26 protein-coding genes are annotated in these 14,593 nt (G+C 56.2%); all 26 read left to right on the forward strand.

The features are described 5' to 3' along the window. Entirely contained in the window at window positions 1-2,139 is a 2,139-nt protein-coding gene (fusA, locus tag PHP98_03515; GenBank protein MDD5482704.1) for an elongation factor G, read from the forward strand. Between the two features lie 6 nt (window positions 2,140-2,145). Beyond that, window positions 2,146-2,454: a 30S ribosomal protein S10 gene (gene rpsJ, locus PHP98_03520; protein ID MDD5482705.1), complete on the forward strand. Its 309-nt coding sequence runs from the start codon at window positions 2,146-2,148 to the stop codon at window positions 2,452-2,454. A gap of 7 nt (window positions 2,455-2,461) precedes the next feature. Continuing rightward, window positions 2,462-3,094 carry a 50S ribosomal protein L3 gene (gene rplC / locus PHP98_03525; protein ID MDD5482706.1) on the forward strand — a complete coding sequence of 211 codons (633 nt, stop codon included), beginning with the start codon at window positions 2,462-2,464 and terminating at the stop codon, window positions 3,092-3,094. Beyond that, complete coding sequence (gene rplD / locus PHP98_03530) at window positions 3,091-3,741, forward strand: 50S ribosomal protein L4 (GenBank protein ID MDD5482707.1); 651 nt, start codon at window positions 3,091-3,093, stop codon at window positions 3,739-3,741. Before rplC ends, rplD begins: the two co-directional genes overlap by 4 nt. Further along, window positions 3,738-4,022, forward strand: a complete 285-nt coding sequence (gene rplW / locus PHP98_03535; protein MDD5482708.1) for a 50S ribosomal protein L23 — start codon at window positions 3,738-3,740, stop codon at window positions 4,020-4,022. Before rplD ends, rplW begins: the two co-directional genes overlap by 4 nt. A gap of 8 nt (window positions 4,023-4,030) precedes the next feature. Beyond that, window positions 4,031-4,852 (forward strand): 50S ribosomal protein L2, encoded by an 822-nt coding sequence (rplB, locus tag PHP98_03540; protein MDD5482709.1) that lies wholly within the window; start codon window positions 4,031-4,033, stop codon window positions 4,850-4,852. Window positions 4,853-4,854: 2 nt separating this feature from the next. Further along, complete coding sequence (rpsS, locus tag PHP98_03545) at window positions 4,855-5,139, forward strand: 30S ribosomal protein S19 (GenBank protein MDD5482710.1); 285 nt, start codon at window positions 4,855-4,857, stop codon at window positions 5,137-5,139. Next, a complete protein-coding gene (rplV, locus tag PHP98_03550) occupies window positions 5,139-5,486 on the forward strand; it encodes a 50S ribosomal protein L22 (GenBank protein MDD5482711.1) in 348 nt (115 codons plus the stop codon). Before rpsS ends, rplV begins: the two co-directional genes overlap by 1 nt. Window positions 5,487-5,488: 2 nt before the next feature. Further along, window positions 5,489-6,154, forward strand: coding sequence for a 30S ribosomal protein S3 (gene rpsC, locus PHP98_03555; GenBank protein MDD5482712.1), 666 nt, complete (start codon window positions 5,489-5,491; stop codon window positions 6,152-6,154). Beyond that, window positions 6,147-6,560 (forward strand): 50S ribosomal protein L16, encoded by a 414-nt coding sequence (rplP, locus tag PHP98_03560; protein MDD5482713.1) that lies wholly within the window; start codon window positions 6,147-6,149, stop codon window positions 6,558-6,560. The genes rpsC and rplP overlap by 8 nt, the downstream gene beginning before the upstream one ends. 10 nt (window positions 6,561-6,570) lie before the next feature. Then, on the forward strand, window positions 6,571-6,786 hold the full coding sequence (gene rpmC, locus PHP98_03565; protein ID MDD5482714.1) for a 50S ribosomal protein L29: 216 nt from the start codon (window positions 6,571-6,573) through the stop codon (window positions 6,784-6,786). Then, window positions 6,773-7,135, forward strand: coding sequence for a 30S ribosomal protein S17 (gene rpsQ / locus PHP98_03570; protein ID MDD5482715.1), 363 nt, complete (start codon window positions 6,773-6,775; stop codon window positions 7,133-7,135). The genes rpmC and rpsQ overlap by 14 nt, the downstream gene beginning before the upstream one ends. Continuing rightward, window positions 7,132-7,497: a 50S ribosomal protein L14 gene (gene rplN, locus PHP98_03575; protein MDD5482716.1), complete on the forward strand. Its 366-nt coding sequence runs from the start codon at window positions 7,132-7,134 to the stop codon at window positions 7,495-7,497. Before rpsQ ends, rplN begins: the two co-directional genes overlap by 4 nt. Window positions 7,498-7,509: 12 nt before the next feature. After that, window positions 7,510-7,839 carry a 50S ribosomal protein L24 gene (gene rplX, locus PHP98_03580; GenBank protein MDD5482717.1) on the forward strand — a complete coding sequence of 110 codons (330 nt, stop codon included), beginning with the start codon at window positions 7,510-7,512 and terminating at the stop codon, window positions 7,837-7,839. A 5-nt stretch (window positions 7,840-7,844) separates the two neighbouring features. Then, window positions 7,845-8,414 carry a 50S ribosomal protein L5 gene (gene rplE / locus PHP98_03585; protein MDD5482718.1) on the forward strand — a complete coding sequence of 190 codons (570 nt, stop codon included), beginning with the start codon at window positions 7,845-7,847 and terminating at the stop codon, window positions 8,412-8,414. After that, on the forward strand, window positions 8,411-8,596 hold the full coding sequence (locus PHP98_03590) for a type Z 30S ribosomal protein S14 (GenBank protein MDD5482719.1): 186 nt from the start codon (window positions 8,411-8,413) through the stop codon (window positions 8,594-8,596). The genes rplE and PHP98_03590 overlap by 4 nt, the downstream gene beginning before the upstream one ends. A gap of 6 nt (window positions 8,597-8,602) precedes the next feature. Next, window positions 8,603-9,001, forward strand: a complete 399-nt coding sequence (gene rpsH, locus PHP98_03595) for a 30S ribosomal protein S8 (GenBank protein ID MDD5482720.1) — start codon at window positions 8,603-8,605, stop codon at window positions 8,999-9,001. A gap of 17 nt (window positions 9,002-9,018) precedes the next feature. Next, window positions 9,019-9,555 carry a 50S ribosomal protein L6 gene (rplF, locus tag PHP98_03600; GenBank protein ID MDD5482721.1) on the forward strand — a complete coding sequence of 179 codons (537 nt, stop codon included), beginning with the start codon at window positions 9,019-9,021 and terminating at the stop codon, window positions 9,553-9,555. A 1-nt stretch (window position 9,556) separates the two neighbouring features. Next, window positions 9,557-9,910, forward strand: coding sequence for a 50S ribosomal protein L18 (gene rplR, locus PHP98_03605; protein MDD5482722.1), 354 nt, complete (start codon window positions 9,557-9,559; stop codon window positions 9,908-9,910). After that, window positions 9,907-10,431 (forward strand): 30S ribosomal protein S5, encoded by a 525-nt coding sequence (gene rpsE / locus PHP98_03610; protein ID MDD5482723.1) that lies wholly within the window; start codon window positions 9,907-9,909, stop codon window positions 10,429-10,431. Before rplR ends, rpsE begins: the two co-directional genes overlap by 4 nt. Window positions 10,432-10,594: 163 nt before the next feature. After that, window positions 10,595-11,059: a 50S ribosomal protein L15 gene (rplO, locus tag PHP98_03615; GenBank protein MDD5482724.1), complete on the forward strand. Its 465-nt coding sequence runs from the start codon at window positions 10,595-10,597 to the stop codon at window positions 11,057-11,059. Between the two features lie 59 nt (window positions 11,060-11,118). After that, the gene (gene secY / locus PHP98_03620) at window positions 11,119-12,477 is read left to right on the forward strand and encodes a preprotein translocase subunit SecY (protein MDD5482725.1); all 1,359 of its coding nucleotides are present in this window, start codon (window positions 11,119-11,121) and stop codon (window positions 12,475-12,477) included. Then, window positions 12,477-13,148 (forward strand): adenylate kinase, encoded by a 672-nt coding sequence (locus PHP98_03625; GenBank protein MDD5482726.1) that lies wholly within the window; start codon window positions 12,477-12,479, stop codon window positions 13,146-13,148. Before secY ends, PHP98_03625 begins: the two co-directional genes overlap by 1 nt. 14 nt (window positions 13,149-13,162) lie before the next feature. Next, the gene (map, locus tag PHP98_03630) at window positions 13,163-13,909 is read left to right on the forward strand and encodes a type I methionyl aminopeptidase (protein ID MDD5482727.1); all 747 of its coding nucleotides are present in this window, start codon (window positions 13,163-13,165) and stop codon (window positions 13,907-13,909) included. A gap of 88 nt (window positions 13,910-13,997) precedes the next feature. Further along, complete coding sequence (rpmJ, locus tag PHP98_03635) at window positions 13,998-14,111, forward strand: 50S ribosomal protein L36 (GenBank protein ID MDD5482728.1); 114 nt, start codon at window positions 13,998-14,000, stop codon at window positions 14,109-14,111. Between the two features lie 13 nt (window positions 14,112-14,124). Next, window positions 14,125-14,529: a 30S ribosomal protein S13 gene (gene rpsM, locus PHP98_03640; GenBank protein ID MDD5482729.1), complete on the forward strand. Its 405-nt coding sequence runs from the start codon at window positions 14,125-14,127 to the stop codon at window positions 14,527-14,529. The last annotated feature ends 64 nt before the right edge of the window (window positions 14,530-14,593 follow it).

Consider the following 14,593-nt stretch of genomic DNA (forward strand, 5'->3'; position numbering starts at 1 on the left):
ATGGTGGTTCTGTTGGACAATTTGAAGAAAAACGATGTGCTGTCAAATGACGGGGCGGCGCGCGAAGCCCGGGAAAGGATGAACCCCCTGGCGGACGTGCGCAATTTCGGGATTATTGCGCACATTGATGCCGGCAAAACCACTTTGACCGAGAGGATTTTGTACTACGCCGGCCGGCTCCATAAAATGGGCGAGGTGCACGAGGGCACCGCCAAGATGGACTGGATGATTCAGGAACAGGAGCGGGGCATCACGATCACATCGGCCGCCACCACCTGCTTCTGGCAAAAACGCCAGGTCAATATTATTGACACTCCCGGGCACGTTGATTTTACCGCGGAGGTGGAGCGCTCCCTGCGCGTATTGGACGGAGCCGTGGCGGTTTTCTGCGCCGTGGGCGGCGTCCAGCCCCAGTCGGAGACCGTCTGGCGGCAGGCCGACCGTTACCATGTTCCCCGCATAGCTTTTATCAACAAAATGGACCGGGTCGGCGCGGATTTTGAGCGGGTCGTGCATGAAATCAAAACCCGCCTGCGCGCGCCCGCCGTTGCGCTTCATATGCCTTATGGCCGGGAAGACCAATTCAAAGGACTCATTGACTTGTTCTCCATGCGGGCTTTGATTTTTGACGAGAACACTCTCGGTTCCGTGATGGAGACCGTCGCCATTCCCCCCGAAATGGCCGGCCGGGCCGAGGAAGCGCGCGCGCGCTTGGTTGAGGCGGTTGCCGAAGTTGACGAAACAGTCTTGGCGGCTTTTCTGGAAAGTCCGGACGTTGCCCCCGAAATTCTCAAGGCCGGGCTGCGCCGGGCCGTGATTGCCGGGCGTCTCGTGCCGGTTTTGTGCGGGACCGCTTTGCGCAACAAGGGCATCCAGCCGGCGCTGGACGCGGTCGTTGATTACCTGCCGTCCCCGTTGGATATCCCTCCCGTCCGCGGGTTCCATCCCAAAACCGAGGAGCCGCTCGTCCGGGAAACCGGCGATTTCCAGCCGCCGGCCGCTCTGGCCTTCAAGGTTATGCACAGCTCTTACATGGGAAAGATGATTTTCGTCCGGCTTTACAGCGGCACGCTTAAAAAAGGACAGAACGTTTACAATCCGCGGACGAACAAACGCGAAAAAATTTCCCGCCTTTTGCGGATGCACGCCGATGAATACCAGGATATTGACGCGCTTTACTCCGGCGATATCGGCGTGATTACCGGTCTGAAAACTGCCACCACGGGCGATACGCTCTGCGTTGAAAACAAGCCCATCAGCCTTGAGCGCATCCGTTTCCCGGAGCCGGTGGTTTCCATGGCGATTGAGCCGAAAACCAAGGCCGACCGGGATCAGCTGTCCGAGGCGCTGTCCTCCCTGGCCGACGAAGACCCCACTTTCCGCGTTTCCGTCAATCCGGACACCGGCCAGACTCTCGTCAGTGGGATGGGCGAATTACACCTGGAGATCATAAAGAACCGCATCTGGCATGAATATCGGGTGCAGGCCAACGCCGGCCAGCCGATAGTGGCTTATCGCGAAAGCATTCGGAAGACGGCCTCCGCGAATTTTATCTTTGACCGCGAAATCGGCGGCAAACGGCAGTTTGCCTCGCTGACGCTCGCGGTCGCCCCGGGCGCGAGGGACGGCGGCGCGGCCGTGGTTTTTAAAGTCAAGCCCGACCGCTTGCCGCTGATTTACCGGGACGGAGCGGAAAGCGGGATCAATGACGCCATGGTAACGGGCGTCCTCGGGCATTATCCCATGATTGATCTTAGAGTTGAAGTGGTTGACGCCTCTTTTGATCCCCATGATTCCAGCGAGACCGCTTTCCGGACCGCCGCGGTCATGGCTTTCCGCGAGGCGGCGAAGCGCGCCGCCCCGGTCCTCCTTGAGCCGATTATGGCGCTTGAAATCACAACGCCGGATGAATATATTGGCGATGTTCTCGGGGATCTCAACGCGCGCCGCGGCAAAATAGCGAGCGTGGTCAGCCGGCCGCCGGCGCAGATAATCAACGCCAGCGTGCCCCTCATGGAGCTTTTTGGATATACGACCACTTTGCGGTCGCTTACGCGGGGCCGTGGCAGTCATACCATGGAGCCGATCGCGTTTGAAGTTGTCCCCGAACAGGTTCAGGAAAAGGTTTTAAGCCGGTAAATTGAAATGGAAAATCAGCGTATACGAATAAAATTAACGTCTTATGATTTCCGGGCGCTGGATCAATCGGCCGGAGAAATTGTTGAGACGGCCAAAAGAACCGGCGCCAGAGTTGCGGGTCCGATGCCGCTTCCGACCCGGATCTCAAAATACTGCGTCAATCGCAGTCCGCATGCCGACAAGAAGTCCATGGAACAGTTTGAAATCAGAACACACAAGCGCCTTCTGGACATTATCAATCCGACCGCCAAAACGGTGGACGAATTGAAAAAACTGAATCTGCCGGCGGGTGTGGATATCTCCATTAAAATATGAGTTTGCCATGCAGGGATTAATAGGAAAAAAAATAGGGATGACCAGCGTCTTTGACAAGGAAGGCCGCCAGATTCCCGTCACGATTTTGGAGTGCGGGCCGTGTGTCGTTTTGCGGCATAAAAAACGGGAGACGGATGGTTACGAGGCGGTCCAGCTGGGATATGCCGATGTAAAGGAAAAAGATATCTCCCGGCCGGAAGCCGGTTTTTTCCGCAAATCGGGAATTACGCCAAAAAAATACTGCCGGGAATTCGACTGTGAAAAGAACGACAGTCTGAAAGTCGGCGACGTGATTACCGTAAAACTTTTTGAAGGAGTCGGTTATGTGGATGTCAGCGGCGAGACCAAGGGCAAGGGATTTCAGGGCGTCATCCGCCGCCATCACATGAGCGGCGGCGTCATGACCCATGGCGGGCATTCCAAGCGCCGGGTCGGCTCGGTCGGCTGCCGCGAATTGCCCGGGCGGATTCACAAGGGAAAAAGAATGCCGGGGCATCTGGGGCACGTCCATATCACGCAGCAGAATCTGAAGGTTATTCAGGTGCGCCCCGAAGAAAACGTGATGCTTGTGAGCGGGGCCGTCCCCGGTCCGCGGGGCGCCGTTCTAACCATGGAAAAATCGCGCAAAAAGGGACAATGAGTAAAACGCCTATATTGGATCTTCAGGGCGGCCGCATCGGTGAATATGATTTTCCCGACGAGCTGCTGGTTTTGAACCGCGGCGGCCAGGCGGTGCACGAGGTGATCGTTGCCCACCGCGCCGGATTGCGGGCGGGAACAGCTTCCACCCTGAATAAGGGCCTTGTTGCCGGAAGCAATCGCAAGCCTTGGCGGCAGAAGGGGCTCGGCCGGGCCCGCGCCGGCTATCGGCAGTCTCCGGTCTGGCGCGGCGGCGGGGTTGTCTTCGGTCCCAAACCGCGTTCCTATGCCAAGACCGTTCCGAAAGGCGTGGCCGCGCTCGCTTTCAGCCGCGTCGTCAGCGAAAAGGTGGCCGGCGGCGGAGTGAAAGTGTTGAACGATTTGAAATTGACGGAGGGCAAATCCCGTGAAATCGCCGCCCTGCTTAAGCAGTTGGATGTCAAGGGGCGCGTCCTGATTGTGGTCGCGAAGCTTGACGAAAACCTGAAGCGCGCCGCGCGCAATATCGGCCGCGTTGTGCTTTCCCCCGCCGGCGATGTCAGCACTTACCAGCTGATGCTTTGCCCGACCATGCTGATTACGCGGGACGCCGCCGATATTCTGCTCAACCGGCTCCGTAAAATAACCGGGAAGGAAGGGCAATCATGAAATCGCCGCATGTCATCCTGCAGACTTTGCGTTTGTCCGAAAAGGGATCGCGGGAAATTGAAAAACATAATTGTTATTTCTTCAAGGTTGACCCCGCCGCCAACAAGCTGGAAATCAAAAGGGCGGTGGAGGAGATTTTCAAGGTGCATGTGGCCGGGGTGAACACGATGAACTGCCGCGGGAAAAAAAAGAGAGAAAGAAGCATGAAATACGGCCGCACGTCGTCATATAAAAAGGCAATGGTAACCCTGCGGAAGGGCGAGAAAATTGAAATTGCGTAAAGGACGTTATGACTCTTAAAGTTTACAGACCGGTAACTCCCTCGCAGCGTTTCCGGGCGGTTGTGGCCGCCGAAGGGATGGCGAAATCCGGGCCGGAAAAAAGACTGCTGTCGCCCCGGAAAGCGCGGGCGGGCCGCAATTTTTCGGGCAGGGTAACAATCCGCCACCGCGGCGGCGGCGTCCGGCGTCATGACCGCATTATTGATTTTAAGCGCGGCAAGTTTAATGTCGTCGCCCGGGTGGCGGCTATTGAATACGATCCCGGCCGGTCGGCGCGGATAGCCTTGTTGTGTTACGCGGACGGCGAAAAAAGATACATTCTCGCTCCGCTCGGACTTGCGGTGGGGGCGCGGGTGCTTTCCGGCGCTTCGGCCGAACCGGCGGTCGGCAACATGCTTCCGCTGGAAAAAATTCCGCTCGGACTCACCATTCACAATATTGAACTGGAGCCCGGCAAAGGCGGCCAGCTTGTCCGCGGGGCCGGAATGGGCGCGGTTTTAATGGCGCGGGAGGGGAATTACGCGCATGTGAAACTGCCGTCGGGCGAAATTCGCATGATTAATGTGAAATGTATGGCAACCATCGGCCAGGTCGGCAATCTGGAGCATGAAACCGTCAGTTACGGCAAGGCGGGCGCGGCCCGCTGGCGCGGAATCAGGCCGACGGTGCGCGGCCGCGCCATGAATCCCATTGATCACCCCCTGGGCGGCGGCGAAGGAAAGGCGACCGGCGGCCATCCGCGTTCGCCCTGGGGCCAGTATGCTAAAGGCGCAAAAACCAGAAATGTGCGCAGCCGGTCAAGCCGGTTCATTGTATCACGGAGAAAATAACCATGGCGCGTTCGCTTAAAAAAGGACCTTATGTTGAGGCAAGTTTGCTGGCCAAAGTTGAGCGTTTGAACCGTTCCGGCGAAAAACGTCCGATCAAGACATGGTCGCGCCGTTCCATGATCATCCCCGATTTTATCGGGCACACTTTTGCCGTGCACAACGGCAAAACGCATATTTCCGTTTTCGTGACGGAAAACATGGTCGGCCACCGGCTCGGCGAGTTTTCTCCGACCCGTATTTTCAAGAAACACGGCATGCATACCGAGAAAACCCAGGAAAAGACCTGATGAAAATAAGCGCTTCCGCAAGGTTCGTGAGGATTTCGCCTTCCAAGGTAAGGCCGTTCGCGCGCCTTTTGAAGGGCAAGTCCCTTAAAGAGGCCTCGGCCGCCGCCCGTTTCAGCCCGCAGAAAGGCGCCTTTTTCGTGGGGAAACTGTTGAAGTCAATGGCGGCCAACCTGGCCGTCAAGGAATTAAACGGCAATAATTTTTATGTTGAAAAGGTGGCGATAGAGCAGGGGCCGACCGCCAAACGTTTTTGGCCGAGGTCGCGGGGCATGGCCCAGCCGATTGCCAAGCGGACGTGTCATATCAGGGTAGTTTTGTCAGATGTAAAAGGAAGCGGAAAGGAGTAACTTTGGGCCAGAAAGTAAATCCGATCGGACTGCGCGTAACCGTCAATAAAAACTGGCGGTCCAGGTGGTTTGCCGACAAACGGCAATTCGGCGACTTGTTCCACGAGGATATTAAAATCAGGGAACTGATTAAAAAGCGACTGCAGAACGGGGCCGTGCCGGAAGTCATGATTGAAAGATACGCGAACCGCGTGCGCGCCACCATCTTTACCGCCCGGCCGGGCATCGTGATCGGGCACAAGGGGCAGGATGTTGAGAAACTCCGCGCGGAACTGGCAAAACTTTCGGGTAAGGAAATTTACCTGGAAATAAAGGAAATCCGCGACGCGGATTTGAACGCCCAACTGGTGGCGGAAAATATCGCCGTGCAGCTTGAACGCCGGGTGTCTTTCCGGCGGGCCATGAAAAAGGCGATCAAAACCGCCATGGACCTTAAGGCGCTCGGCATTAAAGTATTGGTTTCGGGCCGGCTGGGCGGGGCGGAACTGGCGCGGCGGGAGAGTTACAAGGAAGGCAAGGTGCCCCTGCATACCTTGCGCGCCAATATTGATTACGGTTTTGCCGAAGCGCATACTGTGGCCGGCAAGGTCGGAATCAAAGTGTGGATCTGCCGTCCGCCGGAAGAAAATAATGTGAAAAGCGAGGTGCGCCGTGCCGGAAATGCCTAGCAGAGTAAAGTACCGCAAAGTTCAGCGGGGAAGCATGAAGGGCTATGCCACCTCCGGCAATGCGCTGGCGTTCGGCCAGTACGGCTTGCAGGCGCTGGACCGTTCCTGGGTAAAGGCCACCCAGATTGAGGCCTGCCGCGTTTCCATCAACAGGCATTTGAACCGGAAGGGCAAGGTGTGGGTGCGTATTTTCCCCGACAAGCCCATCAGTAAAAAACCGCTGGAGACAAGAATGGGCCGCGGCAAGGGCGAGCCGGAGTTCTGGGTGGCGGTCGTTAAAGCCGGCCGCATGTTGTTTGAAATTGACGGCGTGAGTGAACGCGTGGCGCGCGAATCCATGCGCCTGGCGGCTTCCAAACTGCCGATCAGGACACGTTTTGTTTCGCGCCGCGTAAGCTACGGTTAATAGTGCAAAAATGAAGACAAAAGAACTGCGCGAGTTGGCAACGGATGAATTGAAACAGTCGTATCAGGAGCGGCTGAAGGAATACTTTGACCTGCGCAAGGTCAAGGCGACGGGTAAGCTGGATAATCCGTTGCAGCTCAGACAAAAACGCCGCGATATCGCCAGAATAAAAACTCTTTTGAATGAACGGACGCGTGAAAGGGCTGGAAGCAATGCCGCAAAATAATCAGAAACGGGGAAAACGCAAGCAGAGAACGGGCGTTGTCATAAGTTGCGAGATGCAGAAGACCATCGTCGTCAGGGCCGTGCACCGCGTGCGGCATCCCGTCTACGGCAAGGAGATGAAAATTTCCCAGAAAATGTACGCCCATGACGAAAAGCGCGAGGCGAAAACCGGCGACAAGGTTTTAATTATGGAAACCAGGCCTTTGAGCAGGCTAAAACGCTGGCGGCTGGTCAGGGTGTTGCAGTCCGGCGCCGTTTTGCCGCGGCAACGCGGGGCGGAAGCGTCCGGTCCGGAGACCGCGCCGGCCGGCGGCGATCAGAAATCGGAAGTTGAAAACATAAAAACATGATTACCGAGGAAACAATTCTGAAAGTGGCTGATAATACCGGCGCGCGGACTGCAAAATGCTTCCGCATTCTCGGCCAGAGGAAGCGCTACGCATATATCGGCGATTTAATCAAGGTGTCAATCCGGGAGGCTCAGCCCGGCGGACTGGTCAAAAAAGGCGAGGTCCGTCTGGCCGTTATTGTCAGAACGCGCAAGCCGATCCGGCGCGCGGATGGTTCTCTGCTGCGTTTCGGCGGCAACGCCGTGGTGTTGATTGACGAGGAGTTGAATCCGATCGGAACGCGCATTTTCGGTCCGGTGGCCCGCGAATTGCGCGAAAAAAAAATGGCCAAGATCATATCCCTGGCCCCGGAAGTGTTATAGGAAAAATATTTTATGCCCGCAAAAGTCCATATTCGCAAAAATGATGTTGTCCTGGCCCGCGCCGGCGGCGCGGCCGCCGGCAAAAAAACCGGCAAGGTGCTCCAGGTGTTTCCGGGCAAGCGCTGCGCGATCGTGGAGGGACTCAATTTCGTCCATAAAACACTGCGCAAAAGTCAGGATAATCCGAAAGGCAGTATTATCAGGAAAGAAGCTCCCATTAACCTGGCTAATCTGATGCTTTATTGCCCGCATTGCAAAAAAGGGGTCAGAATTAAACGGCAACCGGATGAAAACCGCCGCAAAATCAGGACATGCCGGAAATGCGGCCATAAATTTGATTAGAAATCATGAGCGCAAGGCTGAAAGAAAAGTATCTGAAGGAAGTCAGGCCGCAGTTGATGAAAGCGCGGGGGTATGCGAACCAGATGCAGGCGCCCCGGCTGGTTAAAATCGTGGTCAACATGGGCATTAATTCTTCCGTGGAGAAAGACGCGGTTAAAATGCTGGCGAATGACCTGGCGGCTATCACCGGACAATATCCGGTTCTCTGCAAGGCGCGCAAGAGCATCGCAAATTTCAAACTGCGCAAAGGAATGCCGGTCGGGGCGAAAGTGACTCTGCGGGGGGAGCGCATGTTTGAGTTTTTTGACCGTTTGGTGAACGTCGTTCTGCCCAGAATGCGCGATTTCCGCGGCGTTTCTCCCGATGCTTTTGACGGGCGCGGGAATTACGCGCTGGGCATGCGGGAACAAACCGTTTTCCCGGAAATTAATATTGATAAGGTGAAAAAGGCGCAGGGAATGGATATCGTGATTGCGACAACCGCGTTGTCAAACGACGCGGCCCGGGATTTGCTGCGTTTGCTGGGCATGCCGTTCGCGGCGCCCAGGAAGGAGAAGCAAGGAGGATTAAATTGACAAAAACTTCGTTAATCGTCAAGGCGAGCCGCAAGCCGAAGTTCCGCGCCAGGGCTTACCGGCGCTGCCGGCGCTGCGGGAGGCCGCGGGCGTTTATGCGTAAATTTCAGCTTTGCCGGATATGTTTCCGGGAATTGGCCTCAATCGGCCAGATACCGGGCGTGACTAAATCAAGTTGGTAACTCATCATGAATCAGACCGATCCTATTGCCGATATGCTGACGCGCATCCGCAACGCGAATTCCGCGCGGGCCCGCACGGTGGAAATGCCGCACTCCAAGATGAAAGGAACCATTGCGCGGATTCTGAAGCGCAACGGTTTCATCCATGATTTTATCGCCGAAGGCGGCGGACACAACAAGCTGCTGCGTTTGTTTTTAAAATACGGCGAGAACGGCGAACCCGTAATCCGCGGCTTGCGCCGGATCAGCAAGCCGGGCCTGCGCCGTTATGTCGCCGCCCGGACGGTTAAGTCGGTAAAAAGCGGCACGGGAATAGCCATTATCAGCACCTCCCGGGGCATTCTTACGGACAGCGAAGTCCGGGAGCAGAAAGTCGGCGGCGAATGGCTTTGTATCATTTGGTAACGAACGGAATATTTGTTATGTCAAGAATTGGAAAAAAACCGATAGAAATTCCCGCGGGAGTTGAAGTTCAACTGCAGGGGCGGGACGTATGCGTCAGCGGCCCGAAGGGCAAGTTGAAAATGAGCCTTCCCGGCGTTTTTGAGGCGGTCCTCAAAGATAAAACAATCGTCATTTCCCCGAAAGTCAAGGGCGAAAAAATCGGCGCTTTGCACGGGCTTTACCGCAGCCTGGCCGCGAACATTGTCAAAGGCGTAGCCAGCGGATATTCCAAGTCGCTTGAAATTCAGGGCGTGGGCTTCAAGGCCGCCGTCCAGGGCAGAAAAATCACCTTGAATCTCGGTTTTTCCCGGCCGGTTGAAATGGCTATTCCCGAAGGAATAGAAATCAAAATGGATGACAACGTCAACCTGACCATCAGCGGCCCGGATAAACAGCGGGTGGGCGATTTTGCCGCGCACGTCAAATCTCTCTTCCCGGCCGAGCCCTACAAGGGAAAGGGAATCAGGTTCAAGGGGGAATACGTCCGGCGGAAGGTCGGCAAAACGGTGGCTTAAAATGAAATTAAAGAACAGGCTTGATTATAAACGGCGGCGGCACAACCGTCTGCGGCAGAAGGTGCGGGGGTCCGCGGGCCGTCCGCGGATGAGCGTTTGCATCAGCAATCGGCATATCTACATTCAGTTCATTGATGACGAGACGGGCAGCACGCTGGCTTCCTTTTCCACGGCGGGCTTGAAAAATGAAAGCAAGCTCAATGTAGCCGCGGCCGAGGCGGCGGGGCGCAAGGCGGCGGAAATGGCGGCCGGCAAGGGAATCAAACAGGCTGTCTTTGACCGCGGCGGGCTGGCTTACGCCGGGCGGATCAAGGCGATCGCCGAGGCGGCGCGAAAAACAGGAATAAGGTTATGAGCGTAAAATTGACGGATCGGGCAGTTGATGATGTTTTGACCGGCGAGGAACAGCCGGTTACATACGAGGTTGATGAATACGTCCTTTGCATTAAACGATGCACCAAGGTTGTCAAGGGCGGGCGCCGCATGAGCTTTACCGCGGTGGTCGTGGTCGGCGACCATAACGGCCGGGTCGGTTACGGCCTTGGCAAGGCCAATGAAGTGGCGGATGCCATCCGGAAGGGCGGCGACTTGGCGCGCAAGGGCATGTTTGCCGTCAAATTGGAAAAAGGCACCATTCCTCATGAGACAAAGGGCAAATTTTCCGCCTCCGTTGTTCTCCTGAAACCGGCGGCGCCGGGCACCGGCGTCATTGCCGGCGGCGGCGCGCGCGCCGTTCTCAACCTGGCCGGCATTCATAACATCATTGCCAAGTCGCTCGGCAGCAATGAAAAATGGAATGTGGTGCAGGCCACGGTGGCGGCGTTGAAAAATCTCAGGACGAACTCGGAATCGGAACGGCTGCGCCAGTTGCAGTAAAAGCGTCCCGCGGCGGAACGCACGGGGTTGGCCCGTCCCTTAAAACACAGGGCAATTTTGCGGAGAAATTTTAACATCAACCGCGAACGACCGTTACATGCTTTGGAGAGCGGCCCGGAGGCCTCCTGACATGATTTGTTCTGCGGAAAAAACAGGATATAAAATGGCAAGCTTAACTTTACAGTCATTGGCAAATGTCAAAGGCGCCCGGCGCGCCGGAATGCGGGTCGGCTGCGGGCCGAGCTCCGGCAAGGGCAAAACCTGCGGGCGCGGGCACAAGGGGCAGTACGCGCGTTCGGGGCACAAGCATAAACCCGCTTTTGAAGGCGGACAGATGCGGCTTATCCGGCGTATTCCGAAAAGAGGGTTTGTGAACGCCTTTAAGCGGCCTTATGCCGTTGTCGCTCTCGCGAGCTTGGCGCGCTTTGCGGATGGCGCGGAAATTACGCCCGAACTGCTTCGCGCGGAAAACATGCTGAAAGGCGCGCGCAAGAAAGTCAAAATCCTCGGTTCGTCCCCGCTCAAGCAGAAGCTGATTGTGAAAGCGCACGCGTTTAGCCGGCCGGCCAGGCAGAAGATTGAGGAAGCCGGCGGAAAGTGCGTTTTGCTTGAGGCGCAGCGCGTTTAATCCGCCCGATGCCCGCGGTTCAAAATTGATGAAATTTGAACCGGAAAGCGAAATGAATTATGTTATCGGCCTTTGTTAATTCCTTTAAAGTAGAGGAACTGCGCAAGCGGATTCTGTTCACTTTCGGCGTCGTTTTTCTCTGCCGCCTCGTGAGCGTTGTGCCGACGCCCGGCGTGGACGCCACGGAACTGCAGAATCTTATTCAGCATATTTCCAATCAGGTCGGCGGCGGCCTGCTCGGCCTCGTGGATCTTTTCAGCGGCGGAGCCATGAGCAATTGCGCGGTCGGGGCGCTGGGCATCATGCCTTACATCAGCGCCTCAATTATTCTGCAATTGATGACGGCCGTGGTTCCTTCGCTGGAACGGCTGGCCCGCGAAGGCGATGTGGGGCGGCAGAAAATCACGCAATACACCCGTTACCTGACGGTTATCATCTGCGTCATCCAGGGCTATTTCATGGCGATGGCCCTCCAGAACCCGGCCGCCATTTTCGGCCGGGACGTCGGTTCAATCGTCAATATTGATTCCGTTTTCGGTTTCCGCCTCCTGACGGTGCTGACGATGACCACCGGCACCGTCATCCTCATGTGGCTGGGCGAACAGATCACCCAGAGCGGCATCGGCAACGGAATATCGTTGATTATCACCATCAACATCATCAGCCGTTTGCCCGGCGCGGTGCAGGCGGCTTTCCGCATGTTCCGGCCGGTCGGCGGCGGCGAGGCCCAGTTCACGGTCTTTCATCTGGTCGGCCTGCTGATCATGATGTTTCTGGTCATCGCCGGCACGATTGCGGTTACCCAGGCTCAGCGGAAAATTCCGATCCAGTATGCCAAGCGCGTCGTGGGCCGCAAGGTTTACGGCGGTCAGAGCACTTATATGCCGCTGCGGGTAAATTATTCCGGCGTTATGCCGATTATTTTCGCCTCGGCCATACTCATGTTTCCGCAGAAAATACTGGAGATGCTCCCGGGCGAGTTTTTTAAGCACCTTTCCGTGGCGTTTCATATGGAAAAGCCCCTCTACCTCGTGTTGTACGGCCTGATGATTCTTTTCTTTTCCTATTTCTGGGTGGCGACCGTTTTCAATCCGGTCCAGATAGCCGACGACTTGAAGAAGGCCGGCGGATACGTTCCCGGCATCCGGCCCGGGACGCCGACCGCGGAATTTCTGGACCGCACCATGACGCGCATAACCCTGGCCGGCGCAGTATTTCTTACCATCATCGCCATCATTCCGACCATTATGGCCCGGCAGTTTAATATTCCCTGGATTGTCGCTTCTTTCTTCGGCGGCACCAGCCTGCTGATTGTCGTGGGCGTCATGCTGGATACCATGCGCCAGATTGAGTCGCACCTCGTCATGCGGCATTACGACGGTTTTCTGAAAAAAGGCAAATTGCGCGGGAGACGCTGATGCCAATTCAAGCCATTATTCTTCTGGGCGCGCCGGGCGCCGGCAAAGGTACCATCGCGGATGACGTCTGCCGCGAAACGGGCTATATTCATTTTTCCACCGGCGACATGCTGCGCGCGGCGATCAAACAGGGCGCGCCGGTCGGCCGCCAGGCCGAACAATATATAAATCGGGGCGCGCTGGTGCCGGACAACCTGATAATAGAGATCGTTATGCAGAGAATAGACAGCGGCGGCGCGGCCAAATATGTCTTTGACGGTTTTCCGCGCACGTTGGATCAAGCGCGTTTGCTGGACGCGGAGTTTAAAAAACGCGGGGCGTCTTTGAACCGGGCGATTTTGCTGGAGGTGGCGAAGGAAGTGGTTTTGCAGCGTTTAACCGGCCGGCGGGTTTGCCGTAATTGCGGGGCGAATTTCCATGTTCATAATATCCCTCCGAAAAAGAGCGGAATCTGCGACCATTGCGGCGGCGCGCTGGAGCAAAGACCCGACGATATGGAGGCCACCATTCTGCACCGGCTGGAAGTTTTTCAACAGCAGACCGCGGCGCTGATCGCCTATTATAAAAGCCGCGGCATTCTGGCGCGGGTTGATTCATCGCGGCCGAGGAAGCAGACCGCGGCCGATGTTATGAAGCTGCTGGAGCCGCCGCCGGCAAGCTCCGCGGGCTGAACGGTTTTATTGAAATGGCAATTGCAAAGGATTCTTTTAAGTTGCAAAAAATGCGCGCCGCGGGTAAATTGACCGCGCAAATATGCGAACAGATTGCGGCTTATATCTGCCCCGGCATGACGACCGCGGAAATTGACCGGTTCGCGGCCGGATTGATCAAAAAACATGGAGTGAAAAGCGCTTTTCTGGGTTATCGCGGCTACCCGGGAAACATCTGCGTTTCAATCAACGAGGAGGTAGTGCACGGCATCCCCGGTCCGCGCCGGGTGCGCATCGGCGATATTGTCAGCCTTGATGTCGGCGTGGTGGCGGATTCGTTTTACGGCGATATGGCCAGGACGGTCATGATCGGTGTTACTGATCCGGCCGTGATCGGCTTGGTTGAGGCTGCGGAAAAGGCCCTTTACGCCGGCATCGCCAAGGCGGCGGCCGACAACAGGTTGTCGGATATTTCGCATGCCATAGAAAACTGCGCCGGTGCGGCGGGATTTTCCGTGGTGCGGCAGTTTGTGGGACACGGCATCGGACAAAGCATGCATGAGGAACCCCAAATCCCGAATTTCGGCCGGCCGGGAAAAGGAATGGTTCTGAAAGAAGGCATGACCCTGGCCATAGAACCGATGCTTAACATGGGCCGGCCGGAAGTGGATATTCTGGGCGACGGCTGGACTGCGGTAACGCGCGACCGCAAACCGTCGGCGCATTTTGAGCATACCGTCGCCGTGGGGCGCGAAAAAGCGGAGATTTTAACTTCTTTATAAAAATTATCTTTTTGTTGACACATTTGGAAAAACATACTAAATTTTCACTTTTTATTGCCGATCTGTAAAATAGTGCGCCTTGCTTCCGATGAAAGTCAAAAGTTCAGTCAAAAAAATTTGCGAGCGATGCAAGATCATCAAACGCCGCGGCATTGTCCATATTGTCTGCAGCAATCCGCGGCACAGACAACGCCAAGGTTAGCCGAGGGTCCTTTATGCCGAAACTAATGGGTATTGATATTCCGGGAAAAAAGAAACTAGAGTATTCCTTGTGCTACATTTACGGCATTGGCTTGTCTCGGGCGCAGCAAATTGTCAGGAAAGCCAATATCAATCCGGACAAGCGGGCGGACCTGCTGACCGGCGAGGAAATAACTAAAATCACCAATATTCTGCAGGACGGCTATGTGCTTGAAGGCGATTTGCGGCGCGAAGTGTCGCAGAATATCAAGCGCCTCATGAGCGTCGGCTGTTATCGCGGTCTGCGGCACCGCAAGGGGTTGCCGGTTCGCGGCCAGCGCACTCATACGAACGCCAGGACGCGCAAGGGCCCGCGGAAAACCGTGGGCGTTGTTCGCGGCGAGGCCCGCTCCGTCGCCAAGTCGGATACAAAGGCATGATCAAATTTTCTTTAGCCGCCGGCCGCGCGCCGGCGCTTAATTTTGACCGCGGCCCGGCCGCCTT

The organism is Kiritimatiellia bacterium (assembly GCA_028715905.1).
Taxonomy (GTDB): Bacteria; Verrucomicrobiota; Kiritimatiellia; order JAAZAB01; family JAAZAB01; genus JAQUQV01.